The 23240-nt window shown below is 70.9% G+C and carries 18 protein-coding genes; 9 read left to right on the forward strand and 9 right to left on the reverse strand.

Annotation, left to right across the window (positions count from 1 at the left end; translation table 11 throughout):
• Nucleotides 1-60: 60 nt before the first annotated feature.
• The 6 genes from DEJ49_RS22745 to DEJ49_RS22770 form a co-directional block, all read right to left on the reverse strand.
• Nucleotides 61-4554, reverse strand: coding sequence for a DUF6531 domain-containing protein (locus DEJ49_RS22745; RefSeq protein WP_150185846.1), 4494 nt, complete (start codon nt 4552-4554; stop codon nt 61-63).
• Nucleotides 4555-4725: 171 nt separating this feature from the next.
• Complete coding sequence (locus DEJ49_RS22750; RefSeq protein ID WP_150185847.1) at nt 4726-5496, reverse strand: succinate dehydrogenase iron-sulfur subunit; 771 nt, start codon at nt 5494-5496, stop codon at nt 4726-4728.
• Nucleotides 5496-7250, reverse strand: coding sequence for a succinate dehydrogenase flavoprotein subunit (sdhA, locus tag DEJ49_RS22755; RefSeq protein WP_150185848.1), 1755 nt, complete (start codon nt 7248-7250; stop codon nt 5496-5498). Before sdhA ends, DEJ49_RS22750 begins: the two co-directional genes overlap by 1 nt.
• Before the next feature lie 16 nt (nt 7251-7266).
• Nucleotides 7267-7761: a succinate dehydrogenase hydrophobic membrane anchor subunit gene (locus DEJ49_RS22760; protein WP_150171318.1), complete on the reverse strand. Its 495-nt coding sequence runs from the start codon at nt 7759-7761 to the stop codon at nt 7267-7269.
• An 8-nt stretch (nt 7762-7769) separates the two neighbouring features.
• A complete protein-coding gene (sdhC, locus tag DEJ49_RS22765; RefSeq protein ID WP_150185849.1) occupies nt 7770-8150 on the reverse strand; it encodes a succinate dehydrogenase, cytochrome b556 subunit in 381 nt (126 codons plus the stop codon).
• A gap of 149 nt (nt 8151-8299) precedes the next feature.
• Nucleotides 8300-8878, reverse strand: coding sequence for a 2-oxo-4-hydroxy-4-carboxy-5-ureidoimidazoline decarboxylase (locus DEJ49_RS22770; protein WP_150185850.1), 579 nt, complete (start codon nt 8876-8878; stop codon nt 8300-8302).
• 233 nt (nt 8879-9111) lie between these two features.
• Between DEJ49_RS22770 and DEJ49_RS22775 the strand changes: the two genes are divergently transcribed.
• The 3 genes from DEJ49_RS22775 (at nt 9112) to DEJ49_RS22785 (ending at nt 12020) form a co-directional block, all read left to right on the forward strand.
• Nucleotides 9112-10716, forward strand: a complete 1605-nt coding sequence (locus DEJ49_RS22775; protein ID WP_223832949.1) for a beta-N-acetylhexosaminidase — start codon at nt 9112-9114, stop codon at nt 10714-10716.
• A gap of 116 nt (nt 10717-10832) precedes the next feature.
• On the forward strand, nt 10833-11354 hold the full coding sequence (locus DEJ49_RS22780; protein WP_150185851.1) for a hypothetical protein: 522 nt from the start codon (nt 10833-10835) through the stop codon (nt 11352-11354).
• 120 nt (nt 11355-11474) lie between these two features.
• Nucleotides 11475-12020 carry a hypothetical protein gene (locus DEJ49_RS22785; protein WP_150185852.1) on the forward strand — a complete coding sequence of 182 codons (546 nt, stop codon included), beginning with the start codon at nt 11475-11477 and terminating at the stop codon, nt 12018-12020.
• A 29-nt stretch (nt 12021-12049) separates the two neighbouring features.
• On the opposite strand, the gene DEJ49_RS22790 is transcribed toward DEJ49_RS22785, so the two are convergent.
• Nucleotides 12050-12535: a hypothetical protein gene (locus DEJ49_RS22790; protein WP_223832950.1), complete on the reverse strand. Its 486-nt coding sequence runs from the start codon at nt 12533-12535 to the stop codon at nt 12050-12052.
• Between the two features lie 351 nt (nt 12536-12886).
• On the opposite strand from DEJ49_RS22790, the gene DEJ49_RS22795 reads away from it, so the two are divergent.
• Both DEJ49_RS22795 and DEJ49_RS22800 read left to right on the forward strand, forming a co-directional pair.
• Nucleotides 12887-13285: a hypothetical protein gene (locus tag DEJ49_RS22795; protein WP_150188401.1), complete on the forward strand. Its 399-nt coding sequence runs from the start codon at nt 12887-12889 to the stop codon at nt 13283-13285.
• 107 nt (nt 13286-13392) lie between these two features.
• Entirely contained in the window at nt 13393-14013 is a 621-nt protein-coding gene (locus DEJ49_RS22800; RefSeq protein WP_190329412.1) for an RNA polymerase sigma factor, read from the forward strand.
• Between the two features lie 36 nt (nt 14014-14049).
• Here DEJ49_RS22800 and DEJ49_RS22805 read toward each other — a convergent pair whose 3' ends face one another.
• Nucleotides 14050-14439 carry a hypothetical protein gene (locus tag DEJ49_RS22805; protein ID WP_150171332.1) on the reverse strand — a complete coding sequence of 130 codons (390 nt, stop codon included), beginning with the start codon at nt 14437-14439 and terminating at the stop codon, nt 14050-14052.
• Between the two features lie 282 nt (nt 14440-14721).
• Here DEJ49_RS22805 and DEJ49_RS22810 point away from each other — a divergent pair, with 282 nt between their 5' ends.
• Nucleotides 14722-16938, forward strand: coding sequence for a hypothetical protein (locus DEJ49_RS22810; protein ID WP_150185854.1), 2217 nt, complete (start codon nt 14722-14724; stop codon nt 16936-16938).
• A 45-nt stretch (nt 16939-16983) separates the two neighbouring features.
• Entirely contained in the window at nt 16984-18573 is a 1590-nt protein-coding gene (locus tag DEJ49_RS22815; protein ID WP_223832951.1) for an amino acid ABC transporter substrate-binding protein, read from the forward strand.
• Nucleotides 18574-18594: 21 nt separating this feature from the next.
• On the opposite strand, the gene DEJ49_RS22820 is transcribed toward DEJ49_RS22815, so the two are convergent.
• A complete protein-coding gene (locus tag DEJ49_RS22820) occupies nt 18595-21279 on the reverse strand; it encodes an FG-GAP-like repeat-containing protein (protein ID WP_223832952.1) in 2685 nt (894 codons plus the stop codon).
• A 269-nt stretch (nt 21280-21548) separates the two neighbouring features.
• Between DEJ49_RS22820 and DEJ49_RS22825 the strand changes: the two genes are divergently transcribed.
• A complete protein-coding gene (locus DEJ49_RS22825; RefSeq protein WP_150185856.1) occupies nt 21549-22427 on the forward strand; it encodes a hypothetical protein in 879 nt (292 codons plus the stop codon).
• A gap of 113 nt (nt 22428-22540) precedes the next feature.
• Nucleotides 22541-23128 (forward strand): RNA polymerase sigma factor, encoded by a 588-nt coding sequence (locus DEJ49_RS22830; RefSeq protein WP_150185857.1) that lies wholly within the window; start codon nt 22541-22543, stop codon nt 23126-23128.
• Nucleotides 23129-23240 lie beyond the last annotated feature (112 nt).

Below are 23240 nucleotides of genomic sequence, written 5' to 3' on the forward strand. Positions count from 1 at the left end.
GAGAAATCCCCCACCGTGATCCTGCCGACGGCCTCCGAGACCACCTGGATCGAGAAGGCGTCACTTCTTGATGTAGTTGAGGTCCGCGTCGTAGGTGCCAATCCTCTGCCCCTTCTTGTTGAACACCTTCCAGCCGTCGGAGACGTTGTGGCCGTCGACGTCAGGAGTGATGTAGTTCTTGCCGTTGGAGAACACCTCTTGGCCATGGGAGTGGAAAGGCGCCCGCTGCGGAGGAATCCGGGTCTTGTAACCGAGTTCGGCCGCACGGTCCTTCGGCGTCGCGGCGTAGAGCTCCCTGCTCTTCTCGCTCCGCTTTCCGACCATGTCTGGGTGGTAGGGGTCCTTTTCCAGCGCGGGAGACGAGGTGTACCCCTTCGGAAGGATCTCGTCTTCGCAGGGGGTCAGCCCGAGCGGGTCGGACCACGTGTGCGGGTTGTGTACGTAGGTGGCGTGGTTCGGGTCGGGGGTGAGCCCGAGCGGGTCGGGGGTGAGGTACCGGGCCGTCTCGGGGTCGTAGTGCCGGAAGTAGTTGTAGTGGAGGCCGGTCTCGACGTCGTGGTACTGGCCGGGGAAGCGCAGCGGCGTGTACGCGGTCGCCCCCCGGTTCCAGGCGGTCGCGCCCCAGAGGCTGGACCGCGTGCGCCAGACGATGCCGCCGTGTTCGTCGAGGAGTTCGGTCGGGGCGCCGACGAGGTCGGTGACGATCGCGTAGAAGCGGCAGTCGACCTCGTGCTGCGTCGCGGTGGCGGCGTCGGAGGTCCTCTTGCTCTCGGCCTGCGTCAGCGGGTGCAGGCCGTTGTGCTCCCAGGTGAGGGTGACCGTGTCCAACCCGCCGGAGGCATGGCTGGTCTGCTCGCACAGATTGGTCTCGTCCCAGGTGAAGTCCACCTGCTCGACGACGCTCTCCCCGTCGGCCGCCAGCCGCTGCTTCGCCGTCCGCCGCCCCAGCGGGTCGTACTGGTAGCGCCAGCGGGTCCCGTCCGGCGTGACCACCGACGTGAGCCGGTCCTGCACGTCCCACGCGTAGCGCCAGGTGTCCGGCTTGCGGGACAGCCGGGTCTTCTGGCGCAGGACGATGCGCCCGGCCCTGTCGTATTCGTAGCGGACGCCTCCGGCGGTGCGGATACGCGTGCCGGTGTACGTGCGTGCGCCGACGGCTTCCCGTCCCGGCATGGGGGAGGGCCAGGAGGCGCTGGTCTGGTTGCCGGCCGCGTCATAGGCGTACGACTCGGACCAGCCCGCCGCGTGGACGGCGGTGACCCGTCCTGCCGGGTCGAGGTCGAAGCGGCGCGCTCCGTTGAGCAGGTCGTCGACGCCGACGAGGTGACCGTCCGCACGGTAGGTGTAGGCACGGCTCTGGACCCGGCCCGCCGCTCCGTCGATCTCCTGGCTGGTCAACCGGCCCAGGACGTCGAAGCCCTGCGTGAAGGCGACGTCCTCGCCGAGCCTGCGGGACAGCTCACGACCGTCCGCGTCGTGGGTGAAGCTCAGGCGACGGCCGGAGGTGACGAGCTCCGCGCGGTTGCCCGCCGCGTCGTACGTCCACGTGCTCACCGCGCCGGACGGCGTGGTCCTGCCGGTGCGGCGGCCCAGGGCGTCGTAGGTGTACGTCGACGTGCGTCCGGCGACCGTCTCCGACGTGATGTGACCCGCCGCGTCGCGCTCCAGTGTGAGGACGACGTCCGGTCCGTGCGCGCCGATCAGGTCGCCCGCGTCGTCGTACGTGTATGTGGTGACGTCCCCGGCCGCGTCCTTCGCCACCGTGCGCCCCAGCACGTCCCGCTCGAAGCGGATCGTCTCGCCGGACGGCAGGGTGCGCGCCGTCAACCGGTCCGCCGCGTCGTGGACGTAGTGCAGGGCCCGGCCGTCGAAGTCGTCCTCCGCCACGAGGCGCCCCGCGGAGTCGTACTCGTAGCTCCAGGTCAGCCCGAGCGGGTTGACGACCTTGCGCAGCTGGAGCTCCGCGTCGTGCTCGAACGTGTAGCGGGCGCCGTCGGGGCCGGTGCGGGCCGACAGGAGGTCGAAGTGCGTGTACTCGAAGGTCGACACGCCGCCCACGGCGTCGGTGTGGGTGGTGCAGTTGCCCTCGCCGTCGTACGTCCACGACTCGGTGCCGCCGTCCGCGGCGACGTGCCGGGCGATGCGGCCCTCGACGGTCCACTCCAGGCGCGTGACGGCGCCGGACGGTGCGGTCACCGCCGTCGGGCGGCCGAAGCCGTCCCGCTCGTACCGGGTCGCCCCGCCCAGCGGGTCGACGGTCCGCAGGGGAAGTCCCGCCGCGTCGCACTCGATCCGCGCGGTGTGGCCGAGCGGGTCGGTGACCGAGGTCAGCCGCCCGCGGTCGTCGTAGGCGAACCGGGTCAGCGCGGCGGCGGGGGAGAGGGTGCTGAGGTGGTTGCCCCGCTCGTCGTAGGTGTAGTGCCAGACCCTGCCATCGGACTCGTGGACCTCCACGGGCCGGCTGTGCTCGTTGTAGACGATCCTGCTGCTGGTTCTGTCGGGGTGGTGCACCGCGACGAGGTTGCCGAGGGCGTCCCACTCGTAGCGTGTGGTGCGACCCAGACCGTCGGTCCTGGAGATGACCTCGTCACGCTCGTCGAACGTGTGCAGGACGGTGTGGCCCAGCGGGTTCGTCTCGGCGACGATCAGACAGCGGTCGTTGATGACGAAGCGTGAGGTGGCACCCGCGGAGGTGGTGACCTCCGTGACGCGGTGGCCGGGCCGGTCGGGGTCGGGCACGTCGTAGGTGAAGGTGTTGGCGAGGTGGCCGGCCTCACCGCCCTGGGCGACACACCGGTCCCGGTCGTCGTACATGTAGTCGTAGCGGTTGCCGTTGGAGTCCGTCCACGAGGTGATGCGCAGCCCGTCGTCGTACGTGAAGCGGGTCGGAAGCCCGGACGAGTCGGCGACGGCGGTGAGGTTGCCGTCCGTGTAGTCGTACCGCTTGAGCACGACGTCCGCGCCGTCCGGACCCGCACCGGCCAGGGCGAGCGCCGTGACCCGGTCGCCCGTGACGGCGAAGGTGAGGCGGTAGCCGTGGGAGTGCCGGAAGGCCAGCGGCCTGCCGTCGTCGTCGTACTCGATGTCGACGGTGTTGCCGTTGCGGTCCGACATCCGGGTGAGCGACGCCGTGTCGTCGTCGGGCGCGGTGAAGCGCAGGGTGCGGCCGCCGACAGGGTCGCTGATGAGGTAGCCGCCGTTGTCCAGCCGCTCCAGCGGCCTGCGCGGTCCTGCGTCGGGCAGGACGGGGGCGTCCGGCCCCGCGGGGTGCGGATACGTGAGCAGCATGCCGTCCTCGGTGACGAAGACGACGCCGTCCTCGTCGAGTTCGAGGCGCTGGTCGACCGTGGAGGTCCAGCTGGGGCCGAACCAGCCGCCGGTGCGGTACCCGGAGGTCATGCGGCGGGTGAAGGACAGCGGCAGCGTGCCGGGCAGGGTGACGTCCGTGGCCTGGAGGAACATGTGGCCGGTGGCGACGTCGACCGGGTCGCCGCAGCCCTTGATCTTGCTCTTGGTGCGGTTGTACGCGCCCTTCGCCCCGTCCTTCAGAGCGGTGCGCGCCGACTTCATCCCCTTGAGGCCGCCCTTCAGCCCCTTCATGCCCTTGGCGAGTTTGGCGGCGGTGGTGATGCCCTTCATGCCGGGCACGCAGTCCATCGCCGCGAACGCCACATCCATCAGGCCCGCCTGGCCCTTTGCGTATTTGCTCAAGGTGTCGGCAAGCACGATGGCGCCCGCGACGATGACGATGGCGGCGAGGATCGGGCCGCCGACGATCATCGCGATGATCCCGACGACGGCGACGACGACCTTGCAGACGGCGACGATGGTGTCCCAGTTGTCGGAGACCCAGTCGCCGATCTCCTCCCACCACTTGCGGTTCCTGATGCCCGCGTCGGAGGCCTCGTCGATCTTCTTCTTCGCGGTGCCCGCGGCCTCCTCGCGCATCTTGCGCGCGTCGGCGGCCATCTTCTTCGCCGCCTCCAGCGCACTCTTGGCGGAGTCCACGTCACCTTGGGCGGACTTCTGCGCCTTCTCGGCGGAGTGCGCGTTGCGGGTGGCGGCCTTGACCTTGTCCTCGTCCGGCTTGGGGACGTCCTTGCCGCCGCCCGGCTTGTCCTTGTACTTGTCCGCTTCCTTGCCCGCCCGCTCCACCCAGGAATCGGCCGAGGAGAGCCGGGACTTGGCGCTGCTCAGGTCGGCCTGCGCCTCACGGCCCTTGACCAGCGCCTTGTCGGCCAGCGACTGGGCACGCTCCAGCTCCGGCCAGTACGCGGACAGCGCGTCGCCCGCCATCTCGTAGCTCTTCTTGAGCTTCTTCAGCTTGCTGGGCGCGTCCTCGAACTTCTCCGTGAACGCGTCCGCGGTCTTGCCCACCCACTTCAGGATGGCCTCATCGCCCGCCATCCCCTTGATGTCCCGCAGGACCCTGCCGACGTCGTCCGCGAAGTCGTGGAGGTTCTTGGCCAGCGACCGCACCCGGTGCGGATCACCCGGCGTCGGATCCTTCTCAAGATCAAGGACATGCCAATCCGACGGCCGATGGCCCCCCATGTGCTTCCCCCGTCGAGCCTCGCTCACCGCCGCGGCGGCGATGTTCCGGTGCGAACTTTCCCTGTGCGAACTCACGATATCCACGCCGTGGCCGGAAACACACCGTGGGCCCTGCTCCGGTCTGGAGCAGGGCCCACGGGGGCGTACGGGACGTACAGGCGTAAGGAACGGTCAGAAGCGGCGCGTGATCAGGGCGCGCTTCACTTCCTGGATCGCCTTCGTGACCTCGATGCCACGCGGGCACGCGTCCGTGCAGTTGAACGTCGTGCGGCAACGCCACACGCCGTCCTTGTCGTTCAGGATCTCCAGGCGCTGCTCGCCCGCCTCGTCACGCGAGTCGAAGATGAAGCGGTGGGCGTTCACGATCGCGGCCGGCCCGAAGTACTGGCCGTCGTTCCAGAACACCGGGCACGAGGAGGTGCAGGCGGCGCAGAGGATGCACTTCGTCGTGTCGTCGAAGCGCTCGCGGTCCTCGGCGGACTGGAGGCGCTCACGCGTGGGCTCGTTGCCCTTGGTGACCAGGAACGGCATCACGTCGCGGTACGCCTGGAAGAACGGGTCCATGTCGACGACCAGGTCCTTCAGGACCGTCAGACCCTTGATCGGCTCGACCGTGATCGGCTTCGCCGGGTTGATGTCCTTGATCAGGGTCTTGCAGGCAAGACGGTTCTTGCCGTTGATCCGCATGGCGTCCGAGCCGCAGATGCCGTGCGCGCAGGAGCGGCGGAACGTGAGCGTGCCGTCCAGCTCCCACTTGACCTTGTGGAGGGCGTCGAGGACACGCTCCTTGGGGTCGATCTCCAGATGGAAGTCCTCCCACGTGGCGTCCGCGGAGACCTCGGGGTTGAAGCGGCGCACCCGCAGGGTGATCGTGATGTACGGGGAGTCGGCGAAGCCCGCCTCGGGCTTGACGTCTTCCTTGTCGAGGGTCGGGGTAGCCATCAGTACTTACGCTCCATCGGCTGGTAGCGGGTCTGGACGACCGGCTTGTAGTCGAGACGGATCGTCTCCGTGCCGTCGTCGCCGACCTCGCGGTACGCCATGGTGTGGCGCATGAAGTTGACGTCGTCGCGGTTGGGGAAGTCCTCGCGGTAGTGACCGCCGCGCGACTCCTTGCGGGCGAGCGCGGACTGCGCCATGACCTCGGCCAGGTCGAGCAGGTTGCCCAGCTCGATGGCCTCGAGGAGGTCCGTGTTGAACCGCTTGCCCTTGTCCTGGATCGAGACGTTGAGGTAGCGCTTGCGCAGCTCCGCGATCTTCTCCACGGCCGTCTTGATCGTCTGCTCCGTGCGGAACACCATGACGTTGGCGTCCATGGTCTCCTGGAGCTCCTTGCGGATCTCGTGGACCCGCTCGTTGCCCGAGGCGTCGCGCAGGCGCTCGACCTGGGAGACGACGAGCTCCTCCGGGTTCTCCGGCAGCTCGACGAAGTCGTTCTTCGCGGCGTACTCCGCGGCGGCGATGCCGGCGCGGCGCCCGAAGACGTTGATGTCCAGGAGCGAGTTGGTGCCGAGGCGGTTGGCGCCGTGCACCGAGACGCAGGCGACCTCACCGGCGGCGTACAGGCCCGGGACGACCGTCGAGTTGTCCGCGAGGACCTCGCCCTCGACGTTCGTCGGGATGCCGCCCATGGCGTAGTGCGCGGTCGGCTGGATCGGGATCGGGTCCGTGTAGGGCTCGATGCCGAGGTACGTACGCGCGAACTCCGTGATGTCGGGGAGCTTCGCGTCCAGCTGCTCCGGCGGGAGGTGCGTGAGGTCGAGGTAGACGTGGTCGCCCTCGGGACCGCAGCCGCGGCCCTCACGGATCTCCGTGTAGATGGAGCGGGACACGACGTCACGGGACGCGAGGTCCTTCATGACCGGCGCGTACTTCTCCATGAAGCGCTCGCCGTCCTTGTTGCGGAGGATGCCGCCCTCACCGCGGGCGCCCTCCGTGAGAAGGATGCCCATGCGCCAGATGCCGGTCGGGTGGAACTGGAAGAACTCCATGTCCTCCAGCGGAAGACCGCGCCGGTAGCAGGCCGCCTGGCCGTCACCGGTGAGCGTGTGCGCGTTCGAGGTCACCTTGAAGAACTTGCCGGTGCCGCCGGACGCGTAGATCACGGACTTCGCCTGGAAGACGTGGATCTCGCCGGTCGCCAGTTCGTACGCGACGACGCCCGCGCTCTTCTTGACCCCGTCGACCTCGACGATGAGCTGGTCGAGGACGTAGAACTCGTTGAAGAACTCCACACCCTCCTTGACGCAGTTCTGGTAGAGGGTCTGGAGGATCATGTGGCCGGTGCGGTCCGCGGCGTAGCAGGAGCGGCGCACGGCGGCCTCGCCGTGGTTACGGGTGTGACCGCCGAAGCGGCGCTGGTCGATGGTGCCGTCCGGCGTGCGGTTGAACGGCAGGCCCATCTTCTCCAGGTCGAGGACCGCGTCGATGGCCTCCTTCGCCAGGATCTCGGCGGCGTCCTGGTCGACCAGGTAGTCGCCGCCCTTGATCGTGTCGAAGGTGTGCCACTCCCAGTTGTCCTCCTCCACGTTGGCGAGCGCGGCGGCCATGCCGCCCTGCGCGGCGCCCGTGTGGGAACGCGTGGGGTAGAGCTTGGTGAGCACGGCGGTGCGGCTGCGCTTCGTCGCCTCGATGGCGGCGCGCATGCCGGCGCCGCCCGCGCCGACGATGACGGTGTCGTACTTGTGAATCTTCACGGAAGTCGCCTCGGCTTTAGCGGATGTTCGGGTCGAAGGTGAAGATCACCAGCGTGCCCAGAAGGATGGTGAACACCGTGGCGGTGTACAGCAGGCCCTTGAGCCACAGACGCGTGTTCGGGCGCTCCGCGTAGTCGTTGATGACCGTGCGCAGGCCGTTGGCGCCGTGCAGCATCGCGAGCCACAGCATCAGCAGGTCCCAGACCTGCCAGAACGGCGAGGCCCAGCGACCGGCGACGAACGCGAAGCCGATCTTCGAGACACCGCCGTCGAGCACCAGCTGGATCAGCAGGTGGCCGAGGACGAGGACGACCAGGACGACGCCGGACAGGCGCATGAAGAGCCATGCGGCCATCTCGAAGTTGCCGCGGGTCGAGCGCGGGGTCTTGGAGGTGCGCTTGCGCGGCGCCTCGATGACCGGGGCCGGGTTGTCGGAGTCGTAGAGCGAAGCGCCCTCGACGGGACCGATACCGGACGTTCCGGACTTCTCAAGCGTGGTGTCAGCAGACATGTCCGGCATCAGCTCCCGAAGACTTCGCGTACGGCGTGGCCGAGGACGGGGTAGAGCGCCCCGACCATCAGGACGACCCAGATGCCGACGACGGTCCAGAGCATCTGCTTCTGGTAGCGGGGACCCTTCGACCAGAAGTCGACGGCGATGACACGCAGGCCGTTGAGCGCGTGGAAGAGGATGGCGGCGACCAGGCCGTACTCGAGGAGTGCGACGATCGGCGTCTTGTAGGTGCTGACGACATCGTCATACGCCTCCGGGGAGACGCGGACGAGAGCGGTGTCCAGCACATGCACGAACAGGAAGAAGAAGATGAGGACGCCGGTGACTCGGTGAGCCACCCAGGACCACATTCCTTCCCGGCCGCGGTACAGCGTTCCAGCCGGCACGGCAGAACCCTCCGGGAGCGGGGATTGGGGCCAGCCGGCTTGGGTGGTCGGACGGGCCCGGCCGGGTACGGTCCACCGGCCGCTCGTCATCGTATCGACGAGTTGTCGGTAGCCCTGCCCCGGGTCCGCAGGTGTGATCAAACAGGCAATCAAACAGGCACGTACGGGCTATCGGGAAGCGGTTGCGATCGCTGTCCGCGGGCGGCGTGTCCTGGCACGTCGCCGAGGGTGAGCCGGGTCAGGCGGCCGCGGACGAGGCGGCGCAGCTCCTCGGCCGCGAGGGCGCGCTCGTCCTCAGGATCGTTGCCGAGGCGTGACCGGATGCCGGCGAGCAGCTGGCCCAGGGCCTCGCTCGGCGGGACGTCGTCGAGGCAGATGACGAACGTGTGTCCGAAACGGCTCTCGTATGCGGCATGGGCGGCGCGCAGGGCGGTGTGGGCCGCGGTGGAGCCGGTTCTGGGTGCGCCCTGGTGCGGGACCTGGGGCAGCACGGTATCGAGGGGCTCGCAGGCGAGGGCCTCGGTGAGGTCGGCGTCCGACAAGTCGTACGCCGCCTCGTCGGAGGCCGCGAGCAGGGCTTCCAGGTCGGGGTAGGGCCGGTGGGCGGCGACGCGGCGGGCCCAGCGTCGGCTGCCGCAGCAGGTGAGCAGGGCGGCTTCGGCCGCGTCCGGCGTGGCGGAGTTCAACTGGTGCGGGTGCAGCGTGCGCTCCTGGGCAGGGGGCGGCAGGGGTGGGGCCCTGCGGAGGTGGGGCCGGGTGGGTGTGGGGGTGTCACAACGGTATCGAGGCGTGCTGTCGGCCGTGCGACGGGTGAGCGAATTTCACCCGAATGGGAGAGTTTGGCTCCACGATGTGGACGAGCCGCCCGTGGCGACGCGTCGTAGCGTGGCGGCATGGCTCCGACTCTGGATTCGACTCCGACGTCAGATTCGGCCCGCCGCCCAGTGGCGCGGGGTGACCGGTGAGGCGCGGGCCCGTCGCCGCGGCGGGCGGTGTCGCCGTCGTGGGGGCGGTGGTGCTGGCCGTCGGGTTCTGGCCCGGCGGCGACGGCGCGGGCTCCGGCCGCGCGGCGCCGTCGGGCGGCAGATCGGCCGCCGCGCCCTCGGCGAGCCCCACCAAGAGCTACGCGCTCTCCAAGGCTCCCGCCACCATCCCCGCCGTGCGCGAGCACACCGCGGCACGCGGCCCCGGCTGGCGCCCCGACGAGGGCAAGGGCCGGGTCGTGGTCGGCGACGGCGCCCTCGCCGACGAGGCGAAGCTGCTCGCGGGAGAGCTGAAACTGAAGTACGGGGGAGAGTCCGACCCCGGCAAGGGCGACGTACAGCTGACGCTGGACGACGACGGAGAGCAGGACGGGTCCAAGGGCGGCGACGAGTCGTACACCCTGACCGTCAAGGGCGAGCGGGTCCGCATATCCGCGCCCGCCGAGGCCGGTGTCTTCTACGGCACCCGCACCCTCAAGCAGGCGGTGAGCGGCGGCAGGACCGCTCCCGAGGGCGTCGTACGGGACCGCCCGGCCAAGCCGCAGCGCGGCTTCATGATCGACATAGCCAGGAAGCACTTCGACCTGAAGTGGCTGGAGGACCGCGTACGCGAACTCGGCGACCTCAAGTACAACCAGCTCGGCCTGCACTTCTCCGACGACCAGGCGTTCCGCATCGAGTCGGACTCGCACCCCGAGATCGTCTCCTCCGACCACCTCACCAAAGACCAGGTGCGCGGCCTCGTGAAGCTGGCCGAGAGCCGCCACATCACCGTCGTCCCGGAGATCGACTCGCCCGGACACCTCGGCGCCGTCACCCGCGAGCACCCCTCCCTGCAGCTCCGCAACGCGCGGGGCTCGGTCACGCGCGGTGCCGTCGACATCTCGAAGCCGGAGGCGGCGAAGATCGTCGACGAGCTCCTCAAGGAGTACGCCGAGCTGTTCCCCGGCGCGTACTGGCACCTCGGAGCCGATGAATACCTCGCGCTCACGGCCAGGGACCCCGAGGCGTCCTACCCGCAGCTGGCCGCCGCCGCCCGCGAGCGCTACGGCGCGGGCGGACGCGTCCAGGACCTCGCCACGGGCTGGCTCAACGACCGCGCCGACACGGTGCGCCCCTTCGGCAAGAAGCCGAAGGCCTGGAACGACGGGTTCTTCCGGGGCGGCAGCACCCAGGCCGCGGACGACATCGAAGTCGCCTACTGGACCGGCAAGGAGATCGGCGCGCGCGAGCCCGACGAGTACCTGAAGGCGGGCCGCAAGCTCGTCAACTACAACGACGAGTACCTCTACTACGTCCTCGGCCAGCCCCAGACCTTCCGCTACCCGACCGGGCAGCGCATCTACGAGAGCTGGACCCCGCTGGTCGTCCGCGGCACGAAGCCGGTGAGCGAGCGGTACGACGACCAGATCCTCGGCGGCACGTTCGCGGTCTGGGGCGACCTGGCGGACGCGCAGACCCAGGAGCAGGTGGCGGCGGGCATCCGCATGCCGCTGCGCGCGACCGTCCAGAAGCTCTGGGACCCGAGGAAACCGGCACGTGCCTGGAAGGACTTCGTGAAGCTCGCCGACGAGGTCCGATAACGCGGGGCGGGACAATCACGGGTGGTCCTCTTCTTCCCTTCTGGTAGCGAACTTGCCGGTATCTGTGGTGTATTCGGCCGGGAACGACAAGATTGCGATGCGGCGGGGGAAGCGGCATGGGCTACTGGGGGTACTACGTCGTCGGCAGAAGCGAGCGGCCGCTCGTGGAGCTCGCGGCGGTGGAGGGCCTGCGCGACGAGCTGACCCTCCTGGACCGGCGGCCCGACGGGTGGCAGGTGTGGGAGGTGCCGGGCGGCAACGGCGCCGACGGGGACGGCGCGCCGGACGTCGGCAACATGAACACGCTGGCCCGCGAGTCGGGCGCGCCCGCGCTCTTCGGGTACGTCATGGACAGCTCCTGCGTGATCATCGAGGCGGCCGCGCCCGAGAGCGGGGCGTGGACCACGTGTCTGGCGCGGCGCGCGATGGCGGGCTACATCGACGGCTCCGAACTGACCGTCGAGGACTACTTCCTGGAGCCGCGCGACGCCGCCGAGCGGGCGGTGGCGTGGGCGGCGGAGTCGGGCAGGACGGTGCCCGCGGGCCCGCTGCTCGACGTACTGAACGCGGACGCCGAGCCCTCCGCGGAGGAACTCTTCTTCCGCTTCCTCGACCGCCTCGGCGTCGTGCCGCAGTGACGTTCCCGGGGCGTCGCACGCAGTAAGGGGCAGCGCAGGGCCGGTGACGGGCGATCCGTGACGAGATGCCTGCGGCGAGGGATCCGCGACGAGGGATCCGTGACGGGGGAGACGTACGGCATGAGCCTGGTGGAACTGATCGCGCAGGCGGACGAGCGGGGCCTCGCGGCGAGCGGGCTCGCCTGCCTGGACCGGTGCGTGCCGGTGCTCGGCGGCGACGACGACGTACTGCGGCCGCTGTGGGCGAGGCTCGCGGAGGGCGGCGACTGGCGGGGTCCCCTGGCCGAGGCGCGCTCGGCGCTCGGCGCAGCCCCCGGCACGGGTACGTCCCACGAGGCCGCCACGCTGACCCGCCGCATGCTCGACGCGGTCCCGGCCGGCCCGTCCGGCGCCGAGATCCGGGAGTGGGCCGACGGCTGCTCCGTCGCCGCGCTCCAGGTCCACCGCCTCCTGGACACCGCACCCACCGACGGCACGGACGCCGTGTCCACGCTCACCTCCCCGCTGGTCGCGGCCGAACTCCGCCGCCAGGTCCGGATCCTCGAACTCCTCGCCAACAAGGGCGCGGGCCCGGCGGGCGGACTGCGGCAGGCCCTGGACGTGTCCATGGAGGGACGGCGCGTACTGCGGGCGGTGGTGTCGCGCCGATCACGAGTCCGCCTCTGAGAACTCCGCTCCCTTCCGCTCCCTCCGGCTCACTCCCTCTTGCCCGGCAACTCGGCGGAGCACGTCGCTCGCCCGTAGGCGCCGGACGCGGTGGCGCGCTGCCGGTGCTCCCCGCCGACGGAGAGGGTGCAACTCACCTCGCCGCCCTGCTTGCCGAGCCGGATGCTGAGGGCCGGGTCCTTGCCGAGCGGGACGCGCACGGTCTTCTGCCACGGAAGCTCGACACGCGTCCCGCCGTCGGCGTCCCCCGCGGCATCCTCCGCGACGTACGAGACGTCGGCGGCGCCCGTACCCGTCCCGGTGACGCGGTACGTCACCGACGCCGTGGGCGCGGGACGCCGCTCGGGCTCGTCACCGCCGACGAAGCCGTAGACGACGAACCCGGCACAGATACCGAACAGCACCCCGCCCACGGCCAATACCCGCCGGTTCGATATCTCGCCGACCACCGTCGGATCGTCCGGATCTTCCGGAACGACGACTTCCCCCAGCCCGTCGCTTTCTCTGCCCCTCATCACGTTTTCGGTCACGCTCTCGGTCCGCATGTTCCCCCACCCCTGGATGAATCGGGGGCGGTTATACAGCATGGGGAAGGGTGAATACCAGGCTGCGGAGAAATCGGACTTTTTCGCGGCGCCGAGAAAAAGCTTTCCCGTGCGCGGTGAGACGCTTCAGATGTGCCGATGGTTGTACGTGGCGCGGCACTTCTCCATGTGAAAAGAAGCACTGGCCGAAGCCGTCATGGCAGGGACCTTCCTTCCGCTTGTTGAGTGGAGGGCGCGGTGTGTGCTCTCGGGGGTCGCGGGCGAAGGGGTGGGGCCGTGGGTGGAGAGGGCGGGCGTGAACAGGTCGACGGGGCTGCGGAGATGAGGGGGCGGGCGCAGGGGTTCGTCTCCCGTGTGACCGCTCGGAATCGGCTGCCGCTCGATTTCTCCGTCGCCAGCCTCCGCATCGTCGACTTTCTCATCGACGGACTCCGCAAGGGCGGCAGGCCGCGGGCCGAGATCGCCGGGACGCTCTTCGGGCTCGGCGCCTATGTCGGGGAAGTCCTTGTGCGGCGGGCCGGTGCCGTGTGGGTCGACTTCGACCAGGAGCAGCGGCAATTCTTCGGGCAGTCCGTCGGTGTCCGGATGCCGGACGGGCGGGTGTGGAATCCCCTCGGCAAGGTCGTCAATTGCCTCGAGCGAGGCGGAACGAACGGCTCCGAAGTCTCGCTCCAGACCTTTTACCTCACCTTGCCGGGCCGCGTGCGCCATGTGGCGTGAAGTCGGTGGCGTCGGCATGCGGTCGGTTTATTGAGGCTTCTTGAAATATGGGCGGTCACGGCAGAGTTGGCCGCAGTAAACGGTGTCGGCGGGGTGAAGAGGAGAGCGTGGCGCAGGGTGGGGTGCATCGCCGTCCGACGGCTTCCGACGAGGAGCTGACGCGGGCTCTGGGAGCGGCGCGGGAAGGGGACGAGAGCGCTTTCGCCTACGTTTACCGGCGTGTTCATCCCGGGCTTCTCGGGCAGGTGCGCGGCCTGGTCCGCGACGACGCGGAGGACGTGGCCTCGGAGGCCTGGCTGCAGATCGTGCGCGACCTGGACCGGTTCCGGGGCAGCGGCGCGGACTTCCGCCGCTGGGCCGCGACCGTCGCACGCCATCGCGCGATCGACCACCTGCGGCGGGTCCGGAGCAGGCCCCGCGGCACGCTGATCGAGCAGGAACTGCTCGACATCCCGGCCGAGGACGACACGGCCGCCCGCGCCCTGGAGAAGCTGTCGACGGAACGCATGCTGCGCATGGTCGCCTCGCTGCCGCCCGACCAGGGCGCGGCGGTCCTGCTGCGGGTGGTCGTGGGGCTCGACGGCCCGTCCGCCGCGCGGATCCTCGGCAAGCGGCCCGGCGCGGTGCGGGCGGCGGCACGGCGCGGGATCGCGCGGCTGGCACGGCACGAGTTCGGCTCGTGGCTGTGTGGCGCGGAGCCCCACCGGGCCACGAGCCCCTGCCGGTGACCGGCAGGGGCTCCACGGGCTTCAGAAACGTACGGCTTACTCGTTGAACCATTCCGACGTGACCGTCGCCCCGCCGCCGTTCCACTTCAGCGTCATCTGGTACCAACCGTCGTTGCCGACGTTGTACGGGTGCTTGTCGCAGCCGTTGTCGCCGCCGTCGCCGTCGGTCCACAGCGTGGAGATGTTTCCGGCCACGTACTGCTTCTTCAGGGTGCCGGTGACACCGTTGCCGTCCGCCTTCGTGTCACAGATCTCGAAGACGTCGCCGTCGTCGATGAACTTCATGTAGCCGCGGCCGTCGGGCAGCTTGATCGTCTTGTCGCTGACGCGGACGTCGGCGGCCAGAGCCGGGCCCGAGGAGACGGCGAACAGCGTGGCGGCGGCAGCGCCGATCACGGCGGCACGGGTGAACGTGGATCTGGCCATGGGGTGTCCCATCATCTCGGTTCATCTCGGCGGGCCGCGGAACGGCCCGAATGCGGCGGACGATTTCCGCCAGGGCGGAAGGTTCGCGCCATGGCTGAGAGTGTGGTGGCGGGGTGTCCATGTTTCCTTGATTCCCGCTGGAGATCCTGAGACGGGTGGTGACAACGGTCGAGGAGTGGTGAACTCTCCTCAAATGGCCGGTCACGCCGCTAATCTGACGGCCCCTCATGTTCTGGCGGGGAGACCACGTGTCGACCGGCCGACCCCGCCACGGAGAGGCCCGTGCCTGACGAACTCGGATTCGACGAGCTGCTCGACGACGGCGGCCTGATCGCCCGGCTGCTCGGGAAGACCGCGGCCGGGCGCAAACGGGAGCTGCTCCACGGCCACGGCACCGACCTGCCCGTCGTGCTCCTCGTCGGCGGACCCGGCATGGGCAAGGGACGGCTGCTGCGCTGCATACGGACGCGGTTCGGGCCGCGCGTGCCCACCGCGTACCTGGACTGCGCCCAGACCGACGCGCGGGAACTGGCCGAGGAGCGGCCCGGCAGCCGTTCGGAGGTGACCGAGGTGCTGCGCAAGATCGCGCTGCAGTACGGCGACTGGGGCGGCGACGGCGGCGGGATCGCCGTGCCGCGGCTGTACGCGGGACTCGCGGCCGTGGCCGCAAGCGACCGGCTCGCCCGCGCCGCACCCCTGGTCGACGAGGTGGGGCGGCTCGACGGGATCCTGCCGCCCGGTTCCTTCTGGCGCGGCGTGCTGAAGGGGACGGCCAAGAACTACGTGGGGTATCTGGCGGGGCTCGTCACCAGCCCGCTCGCCTCGCCCTTCCTCAACGCGCTGCTGGAGGGGCTCTTCGCCCGCGTCTCCACGGAGGGCAGGGCCGCGCTCGCCGCCTGCTACGGCGAGTACCCCGGCGCGGGCGGCCACCCGCAGGCCGGACTGCGGGCGCTCGGCGAGGATTTCCAGCAGGGCGGCGAGGCGCGCAGGATCGCCGAGGGCTTCCTGTTCCGGGCGCTGCGGCAGGACATCGACGCCGCCTACCACGGGGTGCGCGGCCGCATGTCGCGCGTGGGGCGCCCCGCCCTGCTCCTCGACCACGCCGACGGCTCCCTCGGCCGGCGCCTGCTGAAACCGGCCCTGGAGGACCGGGAGCGCGGGCACCACGACCGGCTCGTCATCTTCGCGACGGCCCGGCGCGAGGACGGCGGCCGCTTCCTCCACCGGGCCGGCAGCACCCACGAGTCCATGGCGACCTGGCAGCCCTTCACCGGGACGCTCCCCGAGTGGAGCAGGCCGCCCGGCGGCGTCCCCGACCACGCGCCCCTGTGGCGCGGCGTCCTCCTCGTCCGCATGCCCGTGCTCACCCGCGACCGGCAGAAGGACGAGATCGGCCGGCTGCGCGGCGGCCACGAGCAGCCCGACAACGCCGTCCGGCTCCGCATCCACAGCGGTGTGCACCGGCTGAGCGGCGGCCGGCCCCGGTTCGTGACCCGGCTCGGCGAGGCCACCGCCGCCACCGTCTTCCCGACGCCCGAGGAGTGCACCGACTGGGCGATCCTGGACGCCCGGGTCCGCGCGGGCGAGGACGAGCAGGGCCGTCCCGTCGCCGACCGCCCCGTGGCCGACGTACTCGTCGACGAACTCATCGACGGGGAACGCCCCGAGGAGCTGCCGCCCGAACACCGCAGCCACTGGCTCGACCTCCTCACCCATCTGTCCGTCGCGCACGACGTGGAGTGCGCCCAGACGCTGATGCGCGCCGTCCAGGAGGGCCGCACCGAGCGGCTGAACGCCTACCGCATCGCCGAACTCCTGGAGGACACCGGCTGGCCCCGCTGCCCCCGGCACTTCATCGGCGACCTCGGCCTGCGCAGGCTCCTCACCCGACGCCTTTACCGGCTGCGCGACGGGGGAGCCGCCTGGCACGCCGACCACGCCCTGCTCCAGGGCCACTACCGCGACCTGGGCGACCGCCACCCCGACCCGCTGTTCGTCACCGCCGCCGCCCACCGCATGCACCATCTCCTCGCCTCCGACGGCGCGGACCTCGTCACCCGCTATCTCGCGGACGCCTTCCGCACCCGGCCCGTCGACGAGTGGTGCGAGGAACTCCTCGCTATCGCCGACGCCGCGCTGATCGGCGTCGCCGACGAGCGGTACGCGCGTGCCCTCGGCGAGACGCAGGTGCGCGGCGACACCCTGCGGCGCCAGGTCGACCGGCTCCTGCACGCCGTGTGGCTCACCGAGGACCGGACGCAGCCGCTGGAGGAGATCGTGCCGGGCGTCCTGCGCGGGCCCCTGCGGGAGCTCAGCGAGGAGCTGGCGCGGATCGCCGACGAGGCCGTGCGGTACCAGGGGCTCGAGGGGGCCGACGTGGCACGGGCGGCGGACGGGGCCGCGCTCCTCATCCGCATGGCCCGCGACTGGGGGGACCGGGCCGAGGACAAACAGCCGCTGAAGCGGTGCGTGTGCACGGAACACATCGGCTTCGGCTGACCGGCTCAGGACGGCCGACCGTTTCACCGAGAGGGAGGGGCAGCGTTGAGGCAGTTCGGGAACTGGCTGTACAACACGTTCTTGGCCAACTGGATGCGCAGGATCGTCACGCTGGCCGGCCTCGTGGCCGCGGGCGTGCTCCTGTACGTCTTCCTGCCCCCGATCGGCGAAGCCGAGAGCTGTGCCGCGGGCGTGGAGAAGCACGGCGGCGAGTGCATCGGCGTCAACGGCAGCGGCTACGCCTTCGGGACGCCGGAGATCGACAAGGTGGCGCGGGCCATCGCCAAGGAGAACGAGGAGTTCGTCGGCGACAAACCGCACGTCACCGTCGCCCTGATGGTGCCCCTCCAGCCCGACATCGACGCCGAACGCATCCAGCTGCGCAGCGAGATCCAGGGCGCCTACCTGGCCCAGTACCGCGCCAACCGCGAGGAGAACACCCCGCTGCTGCGACTCGTCCTCGCCAACCCCGGAGACTCGTACGCCCAACAGGACCGCGTCGTCGACCAGCTGGCGGAGCTGGCGGACGACAAGAAGGACAACCTCCGCGCCGTCACCGGCTTCAACCTCAGCCTGGACGCCACGAAGAAGGCCATCACGCGCCTCACCGGCGAACTGCACATCCCGGTCCTCGCGAGCCGCGTCAGCGCGGACGAGCTCGCCAACCCCGAGGGCGGCGGCAAGGACCCCTATCCCGGTCTCGCCCGCATCATCCCGACCAACCGCCAGCAGGCCGACGCGCTGGCCAGCTTCCACGGCGAGCTCAGGGACGAACAGACCGTGCTCGTCAGGGACAAGCGGGCGCACGACATCTACAACGACTCGCTCGCCAAGGCCTTCAGCCGCGACGAGGACGGCCCGCCGGGACCCAAGGACCAGACCTTCGAATCACCGTCCATCACCGACCCCGGTGACACGGGCAACGACTTCACGCTCATCGCCCAGAACATCTGCCAGTCCACGGCACGCTACGTCTACTTCGCGGGACGCCCCGTCCACCTGCGGCTCTTCGCCCTGAAACTCGCCGACGTGCAGTGCCGCGGCAAGAAGTACACGATCGTCAGCGGCTCCGGCGCGGCCACGCTCAACCGCTACATGAAGGACGACGACTGGGAGCGGCTGCGCGGCGGCGGCAAGGAACCCGTCGTCAGGGTGCAGTACGCGGCGCCGGGCCACCCCGACGCCTGGGACCGCGAGCTGCGCGACCCGAAGCGCGCGGGGGAACGCCGCGACCACTTCACCGAGCCCCGGGCCGAGCTGAACAAGCTCCGCACACTGATCGACAAGGGCAGCGCCGGGGACATCGGGCCCGTCCCGCTGGAGGACTCGCGCACGATGCTGGTGTACGACGGCACGCGCACGATCGCCAAGGCGGTGCTGCTCGCCAACGCCCAGACCGAGGGCACGGTGCCGCCCCTGAAGCGGGTCTCCGACATGTGGCAGCGCCTCGAAGCGGTCAACCGCGTCCGTGGGACCAGCGGCTGGATCTGTCTGACCAACGCGGGGAACGCCTACGACAAGCCCGTCGCCGTCGTCGAACTCGACCCGCGCACCGAGAAGCTCCGGTACGTCGGCGTCGGCTGGCCCACGGGCAGGCCTCAGCCCGACGACTGCCGGGTGCCCAGCGACACCTGAGACACCCGGCAGGAGGAGCGGCTACGGCGTCAGCGACTGGCCCAGCTTCGCGCCCGCCGGAGTGCCCAGGAGCGTACGGCCGTAGTAGACGCCGCTCGCCCCGGGAACGCCCGAACTTCCGCTGTCCAGCTGGAGGATCGTGCCGTCACCCGTGTCCTCGCCCTCGACACCGATCGCCAGGTCGGCGCGCCCGTTGCCGGACAGGTCGGCCAGCGTCACCGACGAGCCGAGCCGGTCGCCCGCCTCGGTGGAGCCGTGCACGTCGGGCTCGTCCTGCGAGAAGGCCTTCGCGCCCGTGCCGGTCAGGCCGGACCCCGAACCCTTCAGGAGCAGCGACGTGCCCGCGTCCGCGCGGTTCTTGTCGGCGCGGGTGATGTCCTCGCCCGGGGCGCCCGTCAGGACGTCCGCGTAGCCGTCGAGGTCGTAGTCGCCCGCCGCGACCGACCAGCCCATCGCGTCGCCCGACTCGGCGGCGCCGGGCACCCCGGACGTCGCCTGGTGGACCGTCTTCATCCCGGTCGTCGTGAACCCCGTCGACGTGCCCGGGACCACCGTGACCTGGCCGCCCGCGTGGGCGCCCGACTCGGCGGTGTACGGCTGGCCGATGACCAGGTCGTCGTAGCCGTTGCCGTTGACGTCGCCCACGGCGACCGAGCGGCCGCCGGGCACGGAGAGCACGCCGACCCGGCTGAGGCCCGAGCGGCCGCCCCTGAACCAGGCGACCTTGCCCTTGCCCGCCTGGTCGCGGTAGGTCAGCGCGACGTCCGCGTAACCGTCCCGGTTGAAGTCGCCGGACGCGGCGTCGGGGTACGAGATGGCCGTGTCGCCCGAGGTGAGGCTGCCGCCCGACTCGCGCTCCGGGTCGAGCCGGGCGGCCCAGGAGCCGCCGGTGCCCGTCGACGCGGCGAACACATCCGCCTTGCCGTCGGCGTTGAAGTCGCCGGACGCGACCGCGGCGCCGAACCGGGCGCCGGGGTAGTGGAAGTCGGGCGACAGCTGCATGTCCGTGCCGGACGTGAACGTCGGCCCGTACAGCATGGTGACCGCGCCGCGGTCCTTGTGGGAGTCGTCGTCCTCGCCCGGGGCGCCGATGACGAGGTCGGCGTACCCGTCGGCGTTCAGATCGCCCCACGCGGTGGCGGCGCCCCAGTCGTCGCCGGTCTCGGAGGCGCCGGGGACGCCCTCGCTCGCCTGCGTCAGGGAGATCTTCGACGCGCCGACAGGACCGCCGAGGCCGCCGGGGACGACCGTCACGCGGCCGCGGTTCGAGGACGCCTTCGGGGTGCCCGCGATCAGGTCCGTGATGCCGTCGCGGTTGTAGTCGGCGGTCGGGACGGCGGAGTTGCGGCCCGCGCTGCTCGCGAAGCGGCGTATCTCACCGAGCTTCGCGTACAGGTTCTTGCCGGGGCAGAGCGTCGCGAAGCCGTCCCGGTGGCCGGAGACGGTGTTCAGCGACGCCTGGTCGCCCTTCTTCCACACGCCGGTGTCGCCCGCCGCGGTCAGCGTCACCTTGCCGGCCGGGTCGCCGCCGTACTGGCCGAGCTTCCACGCCGCCACGCGCGCCACCGACTCCAGGGCGGCGCGGCTCGGCTTCCCGGCGGGCTTGTCCGTCGCCGGGTCGCCCTCGAAGTCGCCGAGGACGGCGATGCCGGTGGAGTCGCCGTCGAAGCCGTCGGTGTGCGCGCCGCGCACCGGCAGGTCGATGCCGCCCGCGCGGCCCTCGAAGATCTGGCCGCACTTGTCCACGAGGAAGTTGTAGCCGAGGTCGTTCCCGTGCTCGACCTCCAGCTGGTACGCCATGATGCCGCGGACCAGCGACGGGGACTCGGCGCAGCTGTAGTCGTTCGAGCCGGCCGTGTGGTGGACGAAGACCGCCTTGACCTTCTCGATGTACTCCGGCGGGCCCTCGACCTTGGACTCGTCGGCGCCCCAGGCCGCGCGGCCGATCACGGGCGGCTGCGTGACGGTCGACGGCGGGGCCGTCGGCTTGGTGGGGGTCGGGTCCGGTTCGGCGGGCGGGGTGTCGGACGGGTCCGCGGTCGGGGTGCCGGAGGGGTCCGCGGACTCCGAGGGGGCGGACGGGTCCGGCTCGCCCGGCGTCGGGGTGGGGGCGTCGGCGGCGAACGCCGCGGGAGCCATGGCGGTGCCCTTGGTGGACTTGCCGTTGGACGTCCCGCTGCCCCCGTCGAGCGCCGGGTTCTTCGCCTCCTTGGTGGTCACGCCCGGGTCCACGAGGTCGACCTGGAGCCCCTCGGGCAGCTCGGCGCCCGCGGACCCGTCGGCCGCGACGACGCGGACCTCGACACCGTCGGAAGGACCGACCCACAGCGGACCGGACGCGGCGCGACTGCCGCCCTCGCCCTTCTCCACGGGATGCGTCTCCAGGTCGAGGGCCCGCCAGGCGCTCCACACCTCGGAGCCGACGGCACGCGTACGCACCTGCGCCGTGCCCGGCAGCTCCTTGCCGGCCCCGTCCCACGAGACACCGAGGAGGGAGAACAGCTCGGTCGACGTGCGCGACAGCCCCCGCTTCGTCGCGCCGTCGGCCTCCAGCGGAAGATCGTGCACGCTCGTCGGCCGTGTGGCGCGCGGGTCGACGCCGGGGGCCTCCCCGTCGCTGGGACCGGCCACGGCGTACGTCACCGCACCCGCGCCGCTCAGTGCGACGGCCCCGATCGTCAGCCACGCCCTGCGTTTGAGACTCAACGGTCGGTACGCATGCGTGGTACGCGCCTTTTGGCGCGGTTTGCGCGGGCTCAATTGCCTTACCCCTCAGCGAAAACAGGTGAACACAGCGATTCCGTAAGACTGATCAAGTGGTGAAAGGGTTGTAGGGGCGCGGACCATTTGTCGCGTGATCTATCCCGCACGCCCGAGCGGTGACACGGAGGCGGGCCGCCGCGCTGGGTCATGTGAGAGTTGTGTGCGCTGATGCGCGTGTACGGACGCGCGTTGGGCTTGAAGTGGGGGAACGGGTGGGGAACCGAGTGCGGGCCGGGGCGCGGGCGGCCGGAGGGCGGCTGCGCAGGACCGCGGTCTGTGCCGTCGCGGTGGGCGCGGCGGTGGGCGGTCTCGTCTCGTGCGGCATGGACCGCGAGGTGACGTACGCCGGAGGGACCCTCGAAGAGCTCGTGCCCGAGGACGAGAAGCGCGGCAGGGAGCTCGCGACCGAGGCGATGACGCTGTTCCGGGACGCGGAATCCGTCCGCGTCGGCGTCGAGATGAACACCCCGAAGGGCCACCAGAAGGTGTCGCTCCTCATGGACCGGAACAGCAACTGCACGGGGACCTTCGACGCCGGTCCCGCGCAGCGCGGCGACATCATCATGGTCGCGGGCGGTTCGACGTACGTGCGGTTCAGCGACGCGGCGCTCGCGGAGATCCGACGCATGGCGACGGCCCGGAGCCCCGAGACGGCGGCGCGGGTCCGGGAGCGGACGGCGCTGGCGAGCGGGAAGTACCTGAAGATTCCGACGGGTCCCGGCGGCGGCGCGAAGCGCGTGATGCCGGTGAACACCTGCGATCTCGACAAGTTCACCAGCGCGATGCCCGGGAGTCCGGGCCCCGACGACGTCATCAAGGCCCTCCCCGAGACCCGCAGGCACGGCACGGCCGTCATCCCGCTCGTCGAGAACGAGGACGAGAACGAGGCGGCGGGGGACAGGACGTCGGTGTACGTGGCGGCGAAGGGCAAGCCCTACCTCCTCGGCGCCGACGTCGAGCAGAACGGCCAGATCATGAAGATGCGCATGTCCGAGTACGGGGAACCGGTCTCCGCGGTGGCCCCCACGGCCGCCGAGACGATCGACCTCTCGAAGTTCGGCCCCGGCGGCGGAGGCCTCTTCGAGGTCTGACACCCGCATCCGAGGTCGGACACCCGCTGTGACATTTCCGCCCCCTCCGACGCAGTCGACCGTGAAGGCACAGGCACGGGGACCTGTGCCCGAGCGGGCCGGATGGGAGCGGGTTGGGCCAGGGTGGGGGACCCCGTCGAGCACAGGCGCACGACGAGGAGCTGGGCAGGGCCGTCGCGGCGGCGCAGGAAGGCGACGAGGCGGCGTTCGCGGTCGCGTACCGCCTGGTCCAGCCGGGGCTCGTCGGCTATCTGCGCGGCCTCGTCGGCACGGACGGGGAGACGGCCGAGGACGTCGCCGCCGACGCGTGGCTGGAGATCGCGAGGGACCTCGGGCGGTTCCGCGGGGACGGTGCGGGGTTCCGCGGCTGGACCGCGACGATCGCCCGCCACCGCGCGTTCGACCACTTGCGCCGCCTGAAGACCCGCCCGCGCCCCGCCCCGCTCCACCCGGAACTCCTCGAACTCCCGGACCCCGCGAGCACATCGGCGGCGGCCCTGGAATCGATCTCCACGGAACGCGTACTGACCCTGATCGCCGCCCTGCCCCGCGACCAGGCGGAGGCGGTCCTGCTCCGCGTCGTCGTCGGCCTGGACGCGCCGACCGCGGCCCACGTCCTCGGCAAACGCCCCGGCGCGGTACGCACGGCGGCGCATCGGGGGCTGCGGAGGCTGGGGGAGTGGCTGGGGGCGTCGGAATGACGGAGAGAACCGAGCCGGCCGGGGCCGCCACCCCCCACAGGAGAGGCCCCGGCCGGTACACGGTACGAACCGCGTGCGGCCCGTACTCTCTTCAGCGCCGCGCGTGCGTTTT

The sequence above is a fragment of the Streptomyces venezuelae genome (assembly GCF_008642335.1).
Taxonomy (GTDB): domain Bacteria; phylum Actinomycetota; class Actinomycetes; order Streptomycetales; family Streptomycetaceae; genus Streptomyces; species Streptomyces venezuelae_F.